Annotated in this window: 15 protein-coding genes and 2 pseudogenes; 13 read left to right on the top strand and 4 right to left on the bottom strand. The window is 54.6% G+C overall.

The genetic code is table 11. The features are described 5' to 3' along the window. Positions 1-2: 2 nt before the first annotated feature. Positions 3-1,121 (bottom strand): Gfo/Idh/MocA family protein, encoded by a 1,119-nt coding sequence (locus ACHUEV_RS10925; protein ID WP_394179755.1) that lies wholly within the window; start codon positions 1,119-1,121, stop codon positions 3-5. Between the two features lie 91 nt (positions 1,122-1,212). On the opposite strand from ACHUEV_RS10925, the gene ACHUEV_RS10920 reads away from it, so the two are divergent. The 9 genes from ACHUEV_RS10920 to ACHUEV_RS10880 all read left to right on the top strand — a co-directional run bounded on the left by ACHUEV_RS10920 (position 1,213) and on the right by ACHUEV_RS10880 (position 12,441). Then, the gene (locus ACHUEV_RS10920; RefSeq protein WP_394179753.1) at positions 1,213-2,049 is read left to right on the top strand and encodes a MurR/RpiR family transcriptional regulator; all 837 of its coding nucleotides are present in this window, start codon (positions 1,213-1,215) and stop codon (positions 2,047-2,049) included. 165 nt (positions 2,050-2,214) lie between these two features. Beyond that, a complete protein-coding gene (locus ACHUEV_RS10915; protein WP_341233500.1) occupies positions 2,215-3,141 on the top strand; it encodes a sugar ABC transporter substrate-binding protein in 927 nt (308 codons plus the stop codon). A gap of 93 nt (positions 3,142-3,234) precedes the next feature. After that, positions 3,235-4,341 (top strand): ABC transporter permease, encoded by a 1,107-nt coding sequence (locus ACHUEV_RS10910; protein WP_394179751.1) that lies wholly within the window; start codon positions 3,235-3,237, stop codon positions 4,339-4,341. A gap of 1 nt (position 4,342) precedes the next feature. Further along, entirely contained in the window at positions 4,343-5,122 is a 780-nt protein-coding gene (locus ACHUEV_RS10905) for an ATP-binding cassette domain-containing protein (protein WP_341233502.1), read from the top strand. Beyond that, positions 5,122-7,035, top strand: coding sequence for a bifunctional 5-dehydro-2-deoxygluconokinase/5-dehydro-2-deoxyphosphogluconate aldolase (locus ACHUEV_RS10900; RefSeq protein WP_394179748.1), 1,914 nt, complete (start codon positions 5,122-5,124; stop codon positions 7,033-7,035). The genes ACHUEV_RS10905 and ACHUEV_RS10900 overlap by 1 nt, the downstream gene beginning before the upstream one ends. Next, positions 7,032-8,864: a 3D-(3,5/4)-trihydroxycyclohexane-1,2-dione acylhydrolase (decyclizing) gene (iolD, locus tag ACHUEV_RS10895; RefSeq protein WP_394179746.1), complete on the top strand. Its 1,833-nt coding sequence runs from the start codon at positions 7,032-7,034 to the stop codon at positions 8,862-8,864. Before ACHUEV_RS10900 ends, iolD begins: the two co-directional genes overlap by 4 nt. Positions 8,865-8,909: 45 nt before the next feature. Continuing rightward, entirely contained in the window at positions 8,910-9,812 is a 903-nt protein-coding gene (gene iolE, locus ACHUEV_RS10890) for a myo-inosose-2 dehydratase (protein ID WP_394179744.1), read from the top strand. A 31-nt stretch (positions 9,813-9,843) separates the two neighbouring features. Further along, positions 9,844-10,668 carry a 5-deoxy-glucuronate isomerase gene (gene iolB, locus ACHUEV_RS10885; protein ID WP_394179742.1) on the top strand — a complete coding sequence of 275 codons (825 nt, stop codon included), beginning with the start codon at positions 9,844-9,846 and terminating at the stop codon, positions 10,666-10,668. Positions 10,669-11,415: 747 nt separating this feature from the next. Beyond that, positions 11,416-12,441: a hypothetical protein gene (locus ACHUEV_RS10880; RefSeq protein WP_394179740.1), complete on the top strand. Its 1,026-nt coding sequence runs from the start codon at positions 11,416-11,418 to the stop codon at positions 12,439-12,441. 111 nt (positions 12,442-12,552) lie between these two features. On the opposite strand, the gene ACHUEV_RS10875 is transcribed toward ACHUEV_RS10880, so the two are convergent. After that, entirely contained in the window at positions 12,553-13,539 is a 987-nt protein-coding gene (locus ACHUEV_RS10875) for a protein NO VEIN domain-containing protein (protein WP_394179738.1), read from the bottom strand. Positions 13,540-13,842: 303 nt separating this feature from the next. Between ACHUEV_RS10875 and ACHUEV_RS10870 the strand changes: the two genes are divergently transcribed. After that, the gene (locus ACHUEV_RS10870; protein WP_394179736.1) at positions 13,843-13,983 is read left to right on the top strand and encodes a hypothetical protein; all 141 of its coding nucleotides are present in this window, start codon (positions 13,843-13,845) and stop codon (positions 13,981-13,983) included. A gap of 719 nt (positions 13,984-14,702) precedes the next feature. On the opposite strand, the pseudogene ACHUEV_RS10865 reads toward ACHUEV_RS10870, so the two are convergent. After that, positions 14,703-14,816, bottom strand: a pseudogene (locus ACHUEV_RS10865) (transposase); the annotation flags it as partial. A gap of 159 nt (positions 14,817-14,975) precedes the next feature. Next, positions 14,976-15,986 carry a UDP-glucose 4-epimerase GalE gene (galE, locus tag ACHUEV_RS10860; RefSeq protein WP_394179734.1) on the bottom strand — a complete coding sequence of 337 codons (1,011 nt, stop codon included), beginning with the start codon at positions 15,984-15,986 and terminating at the stop codon, positions 14,976-14,978. A gap of 155 nt (positions 15,987-16,141) precedes the next feature. Between galE and ACHUEV_RS10855 the strand changes: the two genes are divergently transcribed. From ACHUEV_RS10855 to ACHUEV_RS10845, 3 genes and pseudogenes are all read left to right on the top strand, one after another. Continuing rightward, the gene (locus ACHUEV_RS10855; protein ID WP_394180201.1) at positions 16,142-16,372 is read left to right on the top strand and encodes a hypothetical protein; all 231 of its coding nucleotides are present in this window, start codon (positions 16,142-16,144) and stop codon (positions 16,370-16,372) included. Continuing rightward, a pseudogene (locus tag ACHUEV_RS10850) lies at positions 16,287-16,559 on the top strand (integrase core domain-containing protein); the annotation flags it as partial. The gene ACHUEV_RS10855 and the pseudogene ACHUEV_RS10850, both read left to right, overlap by 86 nt. Before the next feature lie 189 nt (positions 16,560-16,748). Continuing rightward, complete coding sequence (locus tag ACHUEV_RS10845; protein ID WP_394179732.1) at positions 16,749-19,058, top strand: glycosyltransferase; 2,310 nt, start codon at positions 16,749-16,751, stop codon at positions 19,056-19,058.

Raw genomic sequence — 19,058 nt, 5'->3', positions numbered from 1 at the left:
GTTCACAGCGTGACGCGCTGGCCGCTGATGGCAGCGGCGTTGATGGCATGAATGACGGCCTCAAATGGTAGGGCGTCGGTAAAGGTGGGGGCGCTCTGCGGGCCGCCATTGATCCAGCGCAAAAACGCAGCGACTTCAATTGTTTTTACGTCGCCAAAGCCAAGCTGATGCCCCGCCGCCGGACAGAATGCGCCATAGGGTGTATGATCGGGACCGGTCAGGATTGTCCGGAACCCCTGTGTGGAAGGGGGCCCCACGGCCTGATAAAGTTGCAATTCATTCAGCCGCTCTTGCTGATAGGTAATCATGCCTTTTGTGCCGTGGACCTCCCAATCGAGGCGGTTCTTCCGTCCCCAAGCCGAGCGTGATGTGCAAAGTGTGCCTTGGGCACCGCTGGAAAAGCGCACGATAGCAGAAGCCGTGTCCTCGTTTTCGACCGCGGCGTGGCCGCTCCCGTCGGGCAGAGGGCGTGTTTTGTGGATGATCTGCGTATCAGCAACAAGGCTTTCCACCGGGCCCATAAGGTTATAGGCGAGCGAGACAAGATGACAGCCAAGGTCACCCAGAGCGCCAAGACCGGCCTTTGCATGCGTACAACGCCAACTCCAAGGCAGATCCGGATCGGCTTGATAATCCTCGTCTACCCAGCCACGGAAATGCACCGGGGTGCCGATTGCACCTTCTTCAATGAGACGCTGTGCATGGCGGAAGGCGGGGTTCTGGGTGTAGTTATAGCCGACCATCGTCTTGGTATCATGCGCGCGGGCTGCGGCTTCCATCTGTCGGGCCTGATCAAGGGTGATCGACATCGGCTTTTCGCAATGCACATGCTTTCCAGCCTCAATCGCGGCAAGGGCCATGTCAAAATGCAGGGCATTTGGGCTGGTGATTGCGACAATATCAACCTCGGGTGCGGTAACCAATGCGTGCCAATCTGTGGTCCCCGTGCGAAAGCCAAACTGCGCGGCCATGCTGCCCGCAACGTCCGCGTTTTGATCGCACAGAACGGCGAGATCCACTTTCGGCAGGTCCCCAAAAACAGCAGGAGCGGCGCGATAGGCCAGCGCATGCGCCTTGCCCATATAGCCAGTGCCTATTAGGCCTAACCCCAACGTATTCATTGCTGCCCCCTGATCTGGAATAGAAAACAGAAAATATATTCCATTATGTTCATCACTCGTCTAACATGCTCTGTCAAGAGGGAGTTCAATCTTGGAAGACCATATGCAAGCTGCGGAAGGGCCGCCGGAGAATATCTCGGAATTGCTGGCCCGGCTCGACCGGATGTCGGCAGCCATGCCGAAGCGACTGCGCCAATGCGCGGAATATCTGCGCGCCAACATTAACTTGGTTGCTGTTACGACGGTGGCGGATATGTCGTCAGCGGCGGGTGTCGCGCCATCGGCATTCATGAGATTTTGTCAGGCGCTTGGCTTTTCAGGGTATTCGGAGATGCAGGCCCTTTTCCGGTCGGAATACGCGCTGTCACGTCCTGACTATGCGGAACGGCTAAGCCACCTGCGTGCGCGTGGCGGGAATGGGAGTGCGCGCCTGCTTGCTGACTTTGTTGAGGCGGGTCATAAATCGCTGGTTTCATTGTTGAATATGACAGATATGGAAGTTTTGGCGCAGATGGTTGATCGTCTGGCTCAGGCGCGCACCGTACATCTTGTGGGGATGCGCAGGGCCTATGCTGTGGTCAGTTACATGGGGTATATGCTGCAAAAAATGGATATTCCCTGTGTCGTTCATAGCGGTGCGGCCGGCATCGAATTTACCGCATCCATGCAGCCGGGTGACCTTGTCTTTGCTGTTACCTTTGCTCCTTTCGCGCAAGAGACGCGCGGTATTGCCGAGGTTGCGCACCGGGCCGGCGTCCCTTTGCTTCTTCTGACCGACTCCGCGGATTGCCCGCTTGGCAAGATTGCCGAGGCGCAATTGATCACCCGTGAGGTCGATGTTGGTGCGTTCCGGGTCCCTACCGCTTCCATTACACTTGTCACTACAATCGCGATCGCCCTTGGTGGGGCGCGAGGTGACGCAGGGTAAAAAAATGTTGCCTTCCGGATAAAATGGAATATAAATTCCATTATCGGCACCGGGCGAATCGCCTTGTGCTGTGGAGGAGGCGCGGATCGGCTTGCCGTGATGCGGCAGCACCGGATTTTCCGGTGTCGGGCGAAGAGGATCGCCCATACGGTCAAGGGAGGACATATGACCAATTTCGTAAAAATAGCTGCTACGGCAGTCGCACTCGCGGTGGGAACACCGGCATTAGCTCAGGACATCATCGTAGTATCACACGGTCAGGCCAACGATCCGTTTTGGTCAGTCGTGAAAAACGGCGTTGACAAGGCGGCCGAGGACTCCGGCGCGACCGTTGATTATCGCGCGCCTGAAACGTTCGACATGGTCGCGATGAGCCAACTGATCGATGCCGCCGTGAACCAGGAGCCCGACGGTCTCGTGGTCTCCATCCCCGATGCTGACGCGCTTGGGCCATCAATTGAACGCGCCGTCGCTGCTGGCATTGCTGTGATCTCTATGAATTCCGGGTCCGATGTATCCAAAAGCCTTGGTGCGTTGTTGCACGTCGGTCAGGATGAATTCGATGCAGGCAAGGCTGCCGGGGAAAAGCTGGCCTCCATGGGCGGTACTGTTGGCATCTGTGTGAACCAGGAAGTCGGCAACGTTTCTCTCGATCAACGCTGTGAGGGCTTTTCTGAAGGGTTCGGCGGCTCGGTTAATGTGATCCCAACCCAGAACGACCCAGCCGAAGTTGAAGCCAAGGTTAAAGCGGCGCTGGAATCCAATCCGGACATCGACACGATCATGGGTCTTGGTGCCTCACTTGTAGGTGAACCTTCCATTGCTGCAGTAGAGGCAGTGGGCCGGACCGGCGACGTCAATGTTGCCACCTTCGATCTGTCCGCTGGTTTTCTTGAGGCCGTTGACGAGGGGCGCGCCGCGTTCGGCATTGACCAGCAGCAATTTCTGCAGGGCTATTTGCCCGTTATCTTCTTGGCGCTGAACGCCAACTACGGGCTGGTGCCGGGCGGCAATGTGCCATCGGGCCCCAACCTGATCACGCAGGAAAAGGCCGCTCAGGTTGTTGAGCTGTCTGCTCAGGGCATTCGCTAAGCGCGTCTGCCACCGGCAGTAAAACAGGCCGCGGTGCACTCCGCGTCGCGGCCCAAAAACATCAAAAATCCAGATAGCGGGAGGGGACCGGCCATGGCCAAAACAGCCCAGATCGACACTGACGAACGGCTTAAAAAAGAGTCTTTTGGCGCACGGCTCATGAAGCGCCCGGAGTTGGGCGCGATTGCCGGCGTGGTTCTTGTTACGATTTTCTTTTTGATTACCGCCGACAGCGCCATGTTCACGCTCTCAGGTATTATGAATTTCATGACACCTGCAGCCCAGCTTGGCATTCTGGCCATTGGCGCGGCGATGCTGATGATTGGCGGGGAGTTTGACCTCTCCATTGGATCGATGGTCGCCTTTGCCGGGTTTATTTTTGGCGCCTGTGTTGTTACTTTCGGGCTGCCTCTGCTCTTCGCGATCCCGATCACGTTTCTCTTTGCGGCCCTCGTCGGCGCGGTGAACGGCTCCATCGTGCTCAAGACCGGACTACCGTCGTTTATTGTGACGCTGGCGTTCCTGTTCATTCTGCGGGGCGTATCGCTTGTCGGACTGAAAATTGCCACCGGTGGTTCGACCCAACTGCGCGGCGTGCGCGACGCGGTTGAGAACGATTTACTGATGCCGTTGTTCTCGGGGGATGCCTTTACGGTGCTGTTTGCCTGGTTGGCCAAAATCGGCCTTGTCGAGACTTTTAAGAACGGAGCTCCCAAGGTGCCAGGCATACCGGTCGAGATTCTCTGGTTCATCGCTCTGGCTCTGGTAGCGACCTACATCCTGCTGCGCACGCCCTACGGCAACTGGATCTTCGCTGCTGGTGGAGATCGCGATGCTGCGTCGAATTCGGGTGTGCCTGTACGCCGCGTTAAAATCTCGCTCTTCATGCTTACCGCCTGCTGTGCCGCCCTTGTAGCCATTATCACCGTGATGGACTCGGGGTCCACTGACGCCCGCCGCGGCTTCATGAAGGAATTCGAGGCGATCATCGCAGCCGTCATCGGCGGATGCCTTCTGACCGGCGGATACGGATCGGCCATCGGCGCCTTCTTCGGGGCTATCATCTTTGGCATGGTTGTCATCGGCCTCAGCTACACCAACTTCGACCAGGACTGGTTCCAGGTCTTCCTGGGCGGCATGCTTCTGATCGCGGTACTGTTCAACAACTACATCCGCAAGCGCGTGACGGGGGAGCGTTGATATGACCAAACCTATCATCCACATGGAAAACATCGAAAAGCATTTCGGCAATATCATCGCACTGGCCGGCGTAAGCTTTGACGTGGTACCCGGCGAATGCCACTGCCTTCTGGGCGACAACGGCGCAGGCAAGTCGACCTTCATCAAGACGATGTCGGGCGTGCACAAGCCCACCAAGGGCTCAATCACGCTGGACGGCAAGCCGATGAACTTCGACAGCCCGCGAGATGCCATGGAAGCCGGGATTGCCACGGTGTTTCAGGATCTTGCCATGATCCCGCTGATGTCGGTCACACGCAATTTCTTCATGGGGCGCGAACCGACGACCGGACGCGGACTGTTCAAGCGAATGGACATCAAGACCGCCAACGAGATCTGCGTAGAATCGATGCGCGATATGGGCATCAACCTGCGCGGTCCCGATCAGGCTGTCGGCACCCTTTCGGGTGGTGAACGTCAAACCGTCGCCATCGCCCGCGCTGTGCATTTCGGTGCCAAAGTGCTGATCCTCGACGAGCCGACCTCGGCGCTTGGAGTGCGGCAGACCTCGAACGTGCTGGCGACGATCGACCGGGTGCGCAAGCAGGGCGTCGGGGTGGTGTTCATCACCCACAACGTGCGCCACTCGATGGCAGTGGGGGATCGTTTCACGGTGCTGAACCGGGGCAAGACCCTTGGCACAGCGGCGCGTGGAGAGATTACGGCAGAAGAGTTACAGGATCTGATGGCCGGTGGTCAGGAACTGGCGTCTCTGGAAGGCTCGCTCGGGGGGACCATCTGATGGCCAAGTCGCTTGATCTGATTACAATCGGCCGCTCTTCCGTCGACCTCTACGGTGCGCAGATCGGCGGCCGACTTGAGGATATGGGTTGCTTTCAGAAATATATTGGCGGTTCGCCCACCAATATCGCCGCCGGAACTGCTCGTCTGGGTCTTAAATCGGCTCTTATAACCCGCGTTGGGGACGAGCATATGGGCCGCTTTATCCGTGAGGAACTGGTGCGCGAAGGTGTCGATCCCGGCGGGATCGTCACTGACCCCGAACGCCTGACCGCGCTGGTCCTGCTGGGTATCCGCGATCAGGAACAGTTTCCGTTGATATTCTACCGCGAAAACTGTGCCGACATGGCACTATGCGAAGACGATATCGTCGAGGATTTCATCGCCGGCGCGCGGTCCATCGTGGTGACTGGCACCCATCTGAGCAACCCGCGAACCGAAGCCGCCGTCCTGAAGGCGCTGGATCTGGCGCGCAAACATGGCGCGCGCACGGCGCTGGACATCGATTACCGGCCCAACCTGTGGGGCCTTTCGGGACACGGTGACGGCGAAAACCGTTTCATCGCTTCCGAAGCGGTCACGGACAAGTTGCAAGCCACCCTGCACCATTTCGACCTGATCGTCGGCACCGAGGAAGAATTTCATATCGCAGGCGGCACCACCGACACCATCGCGGCCCTGCGCGCAGTGCGGGCCGTTTCGGATGCCACATTGGTCTGCAAACGCGGCGCTGCCGGGGCCGTGGCCTTCGAAGATGGGATCCCCGACAGTCTGGACGACGGCATCGCCGGTCAAGGTTTCCCGATCGAGGTGTTTAACGTGCTCGGTGCGGGCGACGGGTTCATGTCTGGTCTTCTCAAGGGCTGGTTGGACGATGAAGATTGGCCGACCGCCCTGAAATACGCCAACGCCTGCGGGGCCTTCGCCGTGTCACGCCACGGCTGCACACCAGCCTATCCGTCCTGGACCGAACTTCAGTTCTTTCTGGACCGTGGGGTAAAGGACAAGGCCCTGCGAAAGGATGGCGAATTGGAGCAGATCCACTGGGCGACCAACCGCAAGGGTGACTGGTCGACGATGCGGGTCTTTGCCTTCGACCACCGGATGCAGCTTGAGGGTCTGAAGGGCGCAACGCCCGCCAAGATCGGAGCGTTCAAGGAACTGTGCCTTGAGGCCTGCAATCAGGTGGCAGACGGCCGCCCCGGTTATGGCCTGCTGTGTGACAGCCGATTGGGGCGCGATGCGCTTTATAAGGCGGCGGGGCAAGGACTGTGGATCGGCCGCCCGGTCGAGTGGCCTGGCTCGCGCCCGCTGACGCTTGAGCCCGAAATCGGGCCCGATTTCGGCGGACTGTCGGAATGGCCGCTCGATCACGTGGTCAAATGCCTGTGCTTCTATCACCCCGATGATACGTCCGAGATGAAGGCAGACCAGGAAGCCGTTGTGATACGTTTGTTCCACGCGGCGCGGCGCAACCGGCTGGAATTCCTGCTTGAAGTGATCCCGTCCAAAGTCAAGGCGATTGATGATGACACCACCGCGACGATCATCCAGCGGTTCTACGATCTTGGTGTCTATCCCGACTGGTGGAAGCTGGAACCGATGACGACCGATGCCGCCTGGGCCAACGCTTGCGATGCCATCACCAGAAATGACCCCCACACTCGGGGCATCGTCGTTCTGGGGCTGGCGGCCGATGAGGAAACGTTGGCGGCCAGCTTCAAAGTCGCGGCGCGCCATCCGCTGGCCAAAGGCTTTGCCGTCGGGCGCACGATCTTTGGCGCAGCGTCAGAGCGGTACATGGCGGGTACCACGCCGGACGCCGAGATTGTGCGCGACATGGCCGACAAATACACGCGGCTGTGCAAGCTTTGGGACGACGCTCGCGCCGATGTAAAAAGGAACGCCGCATGACCAGAACCATCAGGCTGACCGCCGCGCAGGCGCTGGTCAAATATCTCTGCGTGCAGATGAACGAGGATGGTGTGCCCTTCCTCGGCGGTGTCTGGGCAATCTTCGGTCACGGCAACGTGGCTGGTATTGGCGAGGCGCTTTACGCCGAGAGGGACGCGATCCAGACCTATCGCGGACACAACGAGCAGACGATGTGTCACGCTGCCATCGCCTATTCCAAACAACAGGGGCGCCGCCGTGCCATGGCGGTGACCTCTTCGATCGGGCCGGGAGCCACGAACATGGTGACAGCCGCCGCGCTGGCCCATGTGAACCGTTTGCCACTTCTTCTGCTCCCAGGAGATGTGTTTGCAAACCGTGGTCCCGACCCGGTCCTTCAGCAGATTGAGAATTTCAACGACGGCACGATCAGCGCGAATGACTGCTTCAAGCCCGTCGTGCGCTATTTCGACCGGATTACCCGGCCAGAACAGATCCTGACAGCGCTGCCGCGTGCCTTTGCGACCATGACAGACCCGGCCGACTGTGGCCCGGTGTGCCTGTCGTTCTGTCAGGATGTGCAGGCAGAGGCTTACGAATATCCGGCAGCCTTCTTCGAACCGCGCATCTGGCACCAGCGCCGGATCGGTGCGGACGAGGGCGAACTTGGGCGGGTGACCGCGGCGATCCGGGCGGCAAAGGCTCCTGTGATCGTTGCAGGAGGCGGCGTGCATTACGCAGGGGCCACAGACGCTCTGCGAACCTTTGCCGAGACACACAGGATCCCGGTTGTTGAAAGCCAGGCAGGCAAGTCGGCGCTGGCCTGGGATCATCCGCTGAACTTTGGCCCGGTCGGCGTCACCGGATCGTCAAGCGCCAATGCGATCTGCGAGGCAGCGGATCTGGTTCTCGGTGTCGGCACCCGGTTTCAGGATTTCACGACCGGTTCGTGGAACTTGTTCCGGAACCCTGCGCGCAAACTGGTGAGCCTGAACGTCGCCGCCTATGACGCCATGAAGCACGGAGCGATGCCTCTGCAATGCGATGCCTTGCGTGGCCTGAAAGAGTTGTCCCAGGCACTGGGCGACTTCACCGCGACGGCCCCGGACGGCACGTTCAAGACTGCCTGGTTCGCGGCGGTCGATCCACTGACTGATGCGCCCACGGACGGCAATGCGCTGCCGACTGATCAGCAGGTCATCGGCGCGGTCCAGCGCGGCTCTGGTCCTGATACGGTGGTGATGTGCGCTGCCGGAACCATGCCAGGAGAGTTGCACAAACTATGGAAAGCGCCGCGCGCCGGCGGCTATCACATGGAATACGGGTTCAGCTGCATGGGCTACGAGGTCGCCGGTGCCATGGGCATCAAGATGGCCCAGCCGGACCGCGATGTCGTCTGCATGGTTGGCGACGGCAGCTATATGATGGCGAATTCCGAATTGGCCACTGCTGCCATGCTGGGCATCAACTTCACCATCGTGCTGACCGACAACCGGGGCTACGGCTGCATCAACCGGTTGCAAATGGGCACCGGCGGGGCCGAGTTCAACAACATGCTCGCGCATTCGCACCATGTCACCGCGTCTTCCATCGACTTTGCCGCCCATGCGGCGTCGCTGGGGGCCCAAAGCGTGCATGTGCAAAGCATCGCCGAACTTGAAGAGGCGCTGGTCACCGCGAAGAGCGCTAATGGCCCCTTTGTCGTGGTGATCGATACGGATCCCTATCCCAGCACGCCGGATGGCGGATACTGGTGGGACGTGGCCGTGCCTGAAGTCTCCGAGCGCGACGAGGTGCGACAGAAACGCAAAGCCTATGAGGCGCAGCTTCGCGCCCGCGTGATGGGCTGAGGCCCGTCACATTCCCATATACACCCCTATCACAGGACATGTTCCATGATCCGCTTCGGAACCAACCCCATCGCCTGGTCCAATGACGACGACCAGACCCTCGGCGCCCATATCACCCTGGAGCAGTGCCTGTCAGAGGCAGGCAAGATCGGCTTTGACGGCATCGAGAACGGCCACAAGATGCCGTGGAAAGCAGATGATCTGAAAGCCGTGCTTGCGCCCCACGGGCTGCAATTCATCTCGGCGTGGTATTCGCTCAACCTGCTGGCCCGGTCGGTCGAGGAGGAGATCGCGATGATCCAGCCGCATCTCGACAGGCTCAAGTCGATGGGCTGTACCGTCTGCATCGCCTGCGAAACCTCGAACGCCATCCACGGCAACGACTCTGCCCCGCTACACGACAGCCCCTCGCTGTCGCCCGAGCAGTGGGAGGAGTTTGGCACCAAGGTCGAGGCGGTCGCGGCCCATTGCGCGGCAGAGGGACTGCTAATGGTCTACCACCACCACATGGGCACCGTGGTCGAAACACCGGCCGAGATCGACCGCTTCATGGAGGTGACGGGGCCGGACACGAAGTTGCTGTTCGACGCGGGCCACTTCTACTTCGGCTCCAATGGTGCTGATCCTGCGCCCTACCTACGCAAATACATCGACCGCGTCGGACATTTCCACGCCAAGAATGTCCGACGCCCGATCAAGGCCGAGGTCCGTTCGCAGCATCTGAGCTTTCTCGAAGGAGTGCGGCGCGGTGTCTTTACCGTGCCTGGCGATCCGGAGGGGGCTGTGGACTTTGCCGATTGCCTCAAGGTGCTGGCCAAGAATGGCTATAACGGCTGGATTGTGATCGAGGCAGAGCAGGATCCGGACGTGCGTAGCCCATTTGAGTATCAGTCACTTGGCCTGAAGACTCTGAAAGCCCTCGCCAAGGATGCCGGCCTGATCGGCTGACATTTTGACCGCCAAAGCAAGGAACGAACCCATGCCAGACCTACTCAGACACCCCAACGGCACCAGTGGCAAAGTCCACGACATCACCGTCGACAGCGCCAGGGGGCCGAAAAGTCCGGATTGGGGGTATGTTGGTTTCGGCCTTTACCGTCTCGCTTCTGGTGAGACGGCGGCAGAGGCGACGGGTGACCGAGAGGTTATTCTGGTGTTGGTTGAAGGCATGGCTGAACTGTCAACCGGAGATCGAGACTTCGGCGAAATGGGCAACCGGATGAGCGTGTTTGAGAAGACGCCACCGCATTGCCTCTATATTCCAAACGGCAGCGACTGGCGGGCGGTCGCCACCACCGATTGCACGCTGGCGGTCTGTACGGCACCGGGGCATTCGGGCCACGAGGCGAAAAAGCTTGGCCCGGATGGCATCACCCTGACCGAACGCGGAAAAGGCACGAACACGCGCTACATCAACAACATCGCAATGGAAGACCGCGATGTGGCCGACAGCCTTCTGGTCACCGAAGTCTTCACGCCTTCAGGGCATTGGTCGTCCTACCCGCCCCACCGGCATGACGAGGACGACTTCCCCAACATGACCTACCTGGAAGAGACCTATTACCACCGGCTGAACCCTGATCAGGGCTATGGCCATCAGCGGGTCTGGACAGAAGACGGTGCGTTGGACGAAACCATGTCGGTCGCAAGTCACGATGTGACTCTGGTCCCCAAGGGGCACCATCCCTGCGGCGCGCCCTACGGCTACGAGATGTACTATCTCAACGTCATGGCCGGCCCGCGGAGAAACTGGCGCTTCAGGAACCACCCGGACCATGACTGGATCGCCAGGCGCGACGCATAGCGGTTGTCAGAAAGTTCAGTGGTGTTGTTTACGAGGTGATTTACAAAATTCAGGGCGTGGCAACGGTCGTGAACGAGAGGTCTGGTGTCAGGGCTTCGCAAGAACATACAGAGCAATTGATGTAGGCATATGCCGACAGCACCGCGCTTTCGCATGCTTGCAAGGACGCTGCTCATTTTCAGATATGTGTGCGGGGCAGCGATGGGCTCCAGCCTCCGGTAATGCGCTCTTCTCAGTCAAGGCATTTTGCTGAAGCTGATTGATCCGCCAGAGAGATGCCTTGGGTTCTGCTCCTGTCAGTCATGTCTCTTCGCGCAGCCTTTGGCGTGGGTTCTTGGGGTAAGCTTTGGTCCGTGGACAGCACGATCTTTGAAAAAAGATGCTGGTTCGCGGCAATTCTGTTTTGCCCATGGCATCGGCGCGTTTGCCCGATGTCAGCGACGCTCCTGGGCACGATATCACCGGCACTTCGTCCCTGCAGAACCGGAGAGCCAGCGCTCCGGCAGGCAATGGTTTGCGGGTCGGGTCGTCGGCTCAGCCTCTATTTGGAATGTTGCACACAATGGCAGCTAAGCGAAAGCTGCAGCGCGGCATCGAAGAGGGGCGGGGAAGTCCGCTATGGGCCGATCATGTAAGTGGTATGACATAGATTTCGATATTGCATAGTTTTTGAGAAATTCTTCCCAGAACGGCTTTCCATGCAAGCAAGTCAGAGCAGATAAGCGCAAAGGAGCACGTTGAATCACGATGAATGTCTACATCGCAAATTTCGGCCGACAGAACTACGAATGGCCGACCTGTCGGGAACGCGGAACAGTCGCGACCATCAACGCCATCGACGCCCAAAAATGTTGGGAGGCGAATGACCGGGAGGGCTACGTCTCCAGCCGCATGGCTAACGATACCACTGCGGCAGGAAAAAAGCCGACCAAGGCGACAGCCTCTCGTTGGTTCAACTTGATGACAACTGTCGCTGAGACCGTAGGCGATGTCTGGATTCATAAGGATGGAGACGAACTCTGGTGGACGACGTCTCGCAGTGAGGCACCTTCTTACGAAAGGAAAAGGGAACCCATCGAACGCGGGCGTGAGGTCGTAATTTGCCATAAGCCCTGCGAGCCTTGGTCGAACAAGTCAAAGAGAGGCCTTCCACTGAGGTGGAACGAGCTACACCCCAAAGCAAAAGACTTCTTGTCCACTGAGGCTACGCTACAGTCTCTAAGTCCTTTGTACCGAGACTACACATTTGCATTGATCGCGGGAGATGACTTAAGCCAGTGGCACGGCACTCCACTTTGGAAGAAACGAAGCGAAACCGCTAAGAAAGGATATGCCCCGATCAAGTATGGGACGCAGGCGGATAAGATTGCGTACCAGCGAGCTGCGGAGCTTTTCGAAGCAGCAGATGCTGCTGAACGCATGACTCGCACCGCCATTGCAACCGCAAATTCATCGAATGGTCAGACTGCGGAGCGTATTGTGAAGAAGAAGGACCTCGGGTTCCCGTCGGCAGCGGCTCTTCAAGACTATGTCACCGAGCTTATGGGGGCTCAGGAGTATTGCTGCGAACTGACGGGCCTTCCGTTCGAACTGGATGAAGTCAACGGCGATACAGCGATGTTCGCTTCCTTGGATCGCATCGACAGCAGCGGGCACTACGAGCCCGGCAATCTCCAAGTCGTCTGTCGTTTCGCAAACTTCTGGAAAGGCGCTTCTGATAACCAAGAGTTTCGACGTCTGATCGACGTTATTCGTTCATCTGTAAGCATTTGATTCGCGCGCATCAGAGCGAATGACTGCAATGCGGACTTGATCGCAGCATTTTCGAAGCGTCCTCAATGTCGGTAAATGGCCGACTTAGTCAACCAATGCAGTGTATCTTAGTCAAGCAATTGACAGCCGGGCCGCAACAATAGGTTCAATCCGCAGACGTTGCCCGTCGTCGGTCACCCAGACCAGGTCTTTTCCCTTCGATGAAATTGCATCGTGGCGAAAGATGTAAGCCACCGGATTGGAAGAAAGCGCCTTCAGAAGTACGTATATGACGTAGTCCGCACGGTGTTCAGGTGATAGCATTTTCGTGTATTCGTTTGGCGTCAGTTCGACGACGAGGTCTTTACCAGAGAGCCCTTTGACCTCGACTTTAAGGCGGGTGCCGTCTTCAGAGAACGCTTCAAGGTCCCAGCCGACGCCGTCCTTCTCGACTGATTCCACTCTATGAGAACCACCCTCGTCTGATTCATAGTAAGCAATCGCGTGGTTAATCGCAGCCTGTTCTACCTTGCGGCGCAACTCTGGGTCGGTCTGTCTTGGAACTTTGGCAGGCCGTCTGACGCGTTGTCCGCCTCGGTTTATGTATGCAACGACATCCCTATTGAAGGCTGCTCCTTTGCCATACCAGACTGGGCTTTGGCCCAAATTTCCAGGCTCCTTTGCCGTGGGAATAGTGTACGAACGCGCATCAATTGGCAGAAGTACGGCGTCGGCAGCGGGCGCTTCGATCTGATATCCTACCTCGAAATCTGACGAACGCTTCAGACGTCGATGCTCGGCATCCTTGTGGATGTGTGCGTTCCGATACCAGCCGACGATAACAGTCTTCTTCGTTCGTGGATTTCTCGCAATCCAGACAACCGTCACGCCATTCACTTCGGTATCGCCACGCTTCGCCCCCAGCCGTGAAATATTGATTTTGGCAGATCGGGGTACATAGCCATAGACCTTTCGCCTGATCGGCTCGAAGTTCCAAGATTCGTGGGCGATCTCGTTCGTCTTAAGAAAACCAAAATTGCCCTCAGCCTTGTCTCCCCGTGGCCCTTTGTAGTGCGTCATCCACGCATGGTTTATGTATATCAGTGCCTCTGTCGCCATTGTCCCTGCCGTCTCAAAATTTGCTCACTCTGATTTCCAGTTTTGGCTACGCCCTTGCGATAATCATCGGCTCCAAGCTCACGGAGAGGCCGTCCTGAAGCAGCTTGAGTGGGTAGGTCGAGTTTTACAACGCAATTCGGGGGTGCTCGGTCCTATTCAGTTTGATAGTTTCGATAATGAGATGTTCGGTGCAAGACCCTTTCCCCGATGCGATGATAAGTTGGTAGAAACTGCTTTCTAAAGATGTCATGTCGCGCCGTAATCAGGCCGTTCTCCACCTTAAGGGACGATGTTGCTGCCATCATGGCTGATTTCCTTGCTGCGCTCGAAATTCAATTGGATTGGCTTGCCTTCGTTACGCAAAGCCCCTGCAATTTGACGCTGCATGACGCCATGAATGGCCGCTATGGTGGAGCTGCACTGCAGCTACGGGCTGCCCCCTGACCGGCGACTACTGGCCGTTCGTGATGTAAAGCCAAAGGCAGGCACACTAACTTCCAGAAACGCAGGCTTGCGATACATCGACCGCTCGATTGGCGGGTTAAATCCGCCATGGATGTTTTGGTGGCATTTGGAGCGGCTGCTACAGAGCCAACCGACCTGCTCTCTTCTCACCAGTACACGTGGCGTGAAACGAAAATCAGTCCACGAAGACTTTTTTACTTCGCACCCCTGAAAACTGGCCAATGTTCTCGTTGAAGCCAGAATTCGCCTCGTTTGGCAGAAGGTTGGGTGGGTCTTGATGAGGGCGCACGGATTATTGGAATTCCAAAGTATGGGCTATCGGGGTTGGCAAAGCTCTACACGGCGGATGGAACACCATACGTGCGTCAAGACTGGGTGCAAAACTCGAAGGGTGTAAGGATCCGTTTGTTCAACAAGGCTGATTTAGAGAATTTTCGAGCACAATATATTTCCTTGAGAGAGATTGCGGACGATACACAGCTCGCCCTGAAACAAGTCAGGACAAAGCTTGATGACATGAACTTACACCTTTAACTTGGCCACTTAAGAGTGTTTTTTGACCACTCCCCACACATCAAATGACCACCGGCCTTGCTAGGGTCGGTGGTTTTTTTTAATTTTTTTAGTGGCTTGTCGGGTTTGTAACTTTCTTCAGTTCACAATGTCCGTGCCTTACAGCCAACTGTTCGGGCCGCGATCAGCGTCGACATGCCAACGCCCAGATCATCAGCTACCTGCTTACGCGTTAGCCCACTGGTCAGTGCAATCCGCACCGCATCTTGGCGGAATTCGTCCGTACGTTTCAGTCCCATAGTCAGTCTCCTTTGTTGCAGTAAATGCTATCAAAGGAGCGGCATCAAACCGCGACAGGTCCACAAATCTGACGCCAATGGATAAAATGGCTGCCTAAGGCCAAAGATTTAACCCCAAGGGTTCCGCACAAAACGGGATGGAATTTAAGGCCAAGGTCACTATTTATACCCTAAAGGATTCAACGACTGCCAATTCCAAGTGGACCGACACATGTCGTCGATATTGTGTATCGCCTCCCAATCTAGCAAACGATTGGCCTTCGAAACATCAGCAATACTTTTAGCAACATCGCCGTTTCGCCGTGCAGCCATATTTAGTGGGATAGGCCGACCAGATGCCCTCTCAAAAGCTTTTACCATCTCAAGTACAGTTGCACCGCGACCTGTTCCAACATTTATTGCTTCGCAAGCTTTATTCTTAGACGCAAAATGAACTGCAGATAGATGTGCCCGTGCTAAATCATCAACATGAATATAGTCACGTTCACCAGTCCCATCTCGGGTGTCATAGTCGCTGCCAAAAACATTTAATTTGTCTAATCGCCCGATAGCTACTTGAGAAATAAATGGAACCAAATTGTTTGGAGTAGAGAGTGGGTCTTCGCCTATCCTGCCAGAATCATGAGCACCTACTGGGTTAAAATAACGCAACAGTACGGCGCTAGCTTCTGACCATGAGGCAGTCCAATCTTTAATAATTTCTTCAACAAAATATTTTGTCCGACCATAGGGGTTGGTTGGCCGTAAAGGGTGCTGTTCATCATACGGCAGATAATCAGCTTCACCGTAAACTGTAGCTGATGATGAAAACACAATTTGCTTGCATCCGTGCCTTCTCATGCAACGCAATAACTCTACGCTACCAGTCACATTGTGAGTATAATAATCGAGAGGTTTATCATTAGATTCACCCACTGCCTTTAAGCCTGCAAAATGTATGACAGCATCAGGCTTAAAGGCATTAAAGGTATCATTCATAAGTGTAGAATTACAAATATCACCATTTCGAAAATCAAAATCTCTATTGGCCAACTGTTTGACGCGGCGGAGAGATTCCATTGAAGAGTTTGAAAAGTTATCCAAAACCAACACTTCGTTCTGCTCTTGGAGCAACTTAAGAAGAGTATGGCTTCCGATGTAGCCTGCACCACCAGTTAGTAAGACGCGCATCCAATAAACTCCTAACACATCATCCAATACTATTGTTTGTTAGCGGTATTAAGGTACAATTTACACCCCTGTCTAACGTCAGCGCCTATGGGTCCAAGTAACGGCATTTGGTAAGAGAGTGTTCTTGGCTCATCGTAACCACTGAGGAGTGGGAGATGAGACAGACAAATGGAACACGCAAAAGCCCTGGCGAGAAGATCGTCAAAGATATCAAACGCGCCACCCGCAAACATTATTCATCTGAAGAGAAGATCCGCATCTTGCTGGATGGCTTGCGCGGCGAGGACAGCATCGCTGAGTTATCCCCAAACGCAGGGCAAGATCGAGCGGTGGCATCAGACCTTGAAGAACCGCATCTTGCTGGAGAACTACTTCCTGCCGGGTGATCTCGAAGCCCAGATCAAAGCCTTCGTCGATCACTACAATCACCAGCGATATCACGAGAGCATCAACAACGTCACACCTGCCGACGTCTACTTCAGACGGGATAAAGCCATCCTACAACAAAGAGAAAGGATCAAACGAAAGACACTCGAAACCCGGCGCTTGCATCACCGCCAGCGCGCCGCATAATCAAACCAACCAGATGAGCCAAACTCTCTCTTAGTTTAAGCCGCACGTGGTGCCAAAAACCCTGATGACGGACAATTAAAAATGGGGGGATTACCCGTTAACATACTTGATGTCATCCTCAAGTTGAGTCATGTGTGCCGCGTGTTATAAGTATGAGCGCAGCTTGGGTGTCTAGGTATGGGAAATTCTGTGAGTAAAAAATCGAATTTAGGTAAAGTGTCAGGAACGAAAAGTTCAACTTCCAAAGACTCAAACCTAATGGCTACCGAACAAAAGATATCCACGCCCTCGCATAATCCTATGTTGACAATAATTGCATGTGTGCACGCAGCGGCCGAATCTGATGTAATAGATAGGACTCTTTATTCGTCTTTGTTCAAGGATGGGTATTCAGAAACCGAGATAGTGGTCGTGGATTCATCGCCTGACGCTGCCGCGAGGAAGGCCATTGAAGAAATAGTAACGTCATTTGGTGGTGTTTACGTCACTGATATAGATGCTACGACTAAGTATGGACTTGCGCGCGCACGAAACGTTGGTGCTGCAAAAGCCTCTGGAGAATATCTTCTATTTGTTGATGTCGACTTGATAGCGCCTAAAGATTTCATGAAATCCATCTATACTTTTATTCAGAGTGGCAGGCTAGCAAAAGCTGAAAATTACTTTTCTATCATTCCTGTCGTTTATCTGAAACCACTTCCATCTAGCTCAACCATTTCAGATCTAAGAAAATCGCGATTTCAAGACCTTATTCATTCACCGCTCTCTGAGAGTGTTGATACTATTCAAGTGGTAAATTCTACGATTCTTATACGAAAAAGCTTTTTCACACTTCTAGGTGGTCAACATGAGGGTTTCCGAGGGTGGGGTATGGAGGATTGGCACTTCTTATGGAAGTTAATGTCATTTCCGCAGCCATTTCCGGGCGTGTCCAGCGCTACGGGTTTCCATAGGAAAACATCTGAATCGGTTAACACATTAAAAAGTTGGCGCGATGTTGCGTGGTTCATTGGAAATGAGGCGCTTGAAAACGGACTTTATCTTTTTCATGTGGATCACGAAAGAAGAGGTTGGCGTCCGTTTTATTCTAAAAATGAAAAACGTTTTGATTTGTTAGTCAAAAACGGTATTATTTTTGAAAAAAACGCAACGTTAAAAAGCGGAAAAAAATACAAAGTATATAGTGACGACCCTTCAGTTGCAAACGGCCTATTGTACCCACCGGAATCTGTAGTCACGGTTAGCAAGCCAACAGAAATAAATATACAAAACCGCTCATTTATTAACGGTGATGATACCGGTCGAACCGTTATTGGGGCAACTAACCCCGATAAGCTTTTTTATGAGACGTTTGATGGCTTAACGTCTCATAAAAAGGACTTCGATTTTGTGTACCCGACAGCTTCACCGGAAGTAATGTTTTACTTTTCTTACTTAGATGGCGATCTTGTTTCACCCGCTCCAATTGAGTCGTCATTTCAAGATCTAGTTTCAAAATTCTCTTCACTAGAAAGTGCAGAGATGAATGCAGAGATCTTTAGAAATTCGGGATGGCGTAAAGATAAAAGTCTTCCCTTGTTTATATTAACTGAAGATATAGCCGAGGTTATGGCAGGCAACAGTATAGGAACTTCGCTGTTTGGCATGCCACCTGCACAATTTAGGTCTCTAATGAATGCTTTGTTCCCCTTGATGGGGGAAGACAAAGCCGTAATGGTTTACGATAAGCTATCTATAGGTGAAAATTTTCAGTTTCCGGCTAAGAATGTTTTCAGTGTGAACGATCAAGCGTTGGAGTGCATGATCGAATCTGCCGATGTGATTATTACCCAGTCACCTAGATATGCACTGCAAGCAGCAATTGCCGGAAAACCCGTAATAACTACTGGCACTTTGTTCGAAACAATACTGCCTTCACTTCAGGTCAGTCAGAGCCTAGCTGAAATATTTGATTTCATCGAAAAACCTAGTGAAAGCATTCCTGTAATTTCACAAGTTGAGATTGAAAATGCGTTAATGTCCTCATGTTTATCCGTTGCGGATCGGGGAGATGCACCCACCGTTGCTAACTTGGTCGATAAAGACGGGAGCCCGCGCGTTTTGTTCGAACAAGTGGTACAGCCAGGATATCAAAAACGCTTTGTCTTTTCAGATCAGGTTGACAACCCATCAGTGTTTGCTTGGCTTTATCCTCACATAGATCAGACCTTAGGAAATAACATGCACCTGCAAGTTAGTAATGATTACTATGCACGTAGCGCAGTTAAGCCCAGATTGAAGGCGAAACAGACAAAGCATCGAGCGACACCGCCTAGTCAGGATTTTCAGCCTCGTTTTCCTTCGAGTCCTACTCAACGACAAAAAATGTATCGTCGAGTATCCAATGAATCAAAACTGAAACGCAAAATGGCAAAATTCAGACGCGCGCCACGTCAGTTTTTTGCAGACTCATCAAATCCTATTTTGCGCCCAGTTCGGTTTTTGTTTCCTAAGGGTTAA

Source organism: Yoonia maritima, assembly GCF_043641945.1.
Classification (GTDB): domain Bacteria; phylum Pseudomonadota; class Alphaproteobacteria; order Rhodobacterales; family Rhodobacteraceae; genus Yoonia; species Yoonia maritima_B.
This window is presented reverse-complemented; position numbering and strand designations above follow the sequence as displayed.

What these genes read in the sequence shown, in the direction of transcription:
- ACHUEV_RS10925 (WP_394179755.1), bottom strand. Translation starts at nt 1,121, where the DNA reads ATGAATACGTTGGGGTTAGGCCTAATAGGCACTGGCTATATGGGCAAG.
- ACHUEV_RS10915 (WP_341233500.1), top strand. Translation starts at nt 2,215, where the DNA reads ATGACCAATTTCGTAAAAATAGCTGCTACGGCAGTCGCACTCGCGGTG.
- ACHUEV_RS10910 (WP_394179751.1), top strand. Translation starts at nt 3,235, where the DNA reads ATGGCCAAAACAGCCCAGATCGACACTGACGAACGGCTTAAAAAAGAG.
- ACHUEV_RS10905 (WP_341233502.1), top strand. Translation starts at nt 4,343, where the DNA reads ATGACCAAACCTATCATCCACATGGAAAACATCGAAAAGCATTTCGGC.
- ACHUEV_RS10900 (WP_394179748.1), top strand. Translation starts at nt 5,122, where the DNA reads ATGGCCAAGTCGCTTGATCTGATTACAATCGGCCGCTCTTCCGTCGAC.
- iolD (WP_394179746.1), top strand. Translation starts at nt 7,032, where the DNA reads ATGACCAGAACCATCAGGCTGACCGCCGCGCAGGCGCTGGTCAAATAT.
- iolE (WP_394179744.1), top strand. Translation starts at nt 8,910, where the DNA reads ATGATCCGCTTCGGAACCAACCCCATCGCCTGGTCCAATGACGACGAC.
- iolB (WP_394179742.1), top strand. Translation starts at nt 9,844, where the DNA reads ATGCCAGACCTACTCAGACACCCCAACGGCACCAGTGGCAAAGTCCAC.
- ACHUEV_RS10880 (WP_394179740.1), top strand. Translation starts at nt 11,416, where the DNA reads ATGAATGTCTACATCGCAAATTTCGGCCGACAGAACTACGAATGGCCG.
- ACHUEV_RS10875 (WP_394179738.1), bottom strand. Translation starts at nt 13,539, where the DNA reads ATGGCGACAGAGGCACTGATATACATAAACCATGCGTGGATGACGCAC.
- ACHUEV_RS10870 (WP_394179736.1), top strand. Translation starts at nt 13,843, where the DNA reads ATGGCTGATTTCCTTGCTGCGCTCGAAATTCAATTGGATTGGCTTGCC.
- galE (WP_394179734.1), bottom strand. Translation starts at nt 15,986, where the DNA reads ATGCGCGTCTTACTAACTGGTGGTGCAGGCTACATCGGAAGCCATACT.
- ACHUEV_RS10855 (WP_394180201.1), top strand. Translation starts at nt 16,142, where the DNA reads ATGAGACAGACAAATGGAACACGCAAAAGCCCTGGCGAGAAGATCGTC.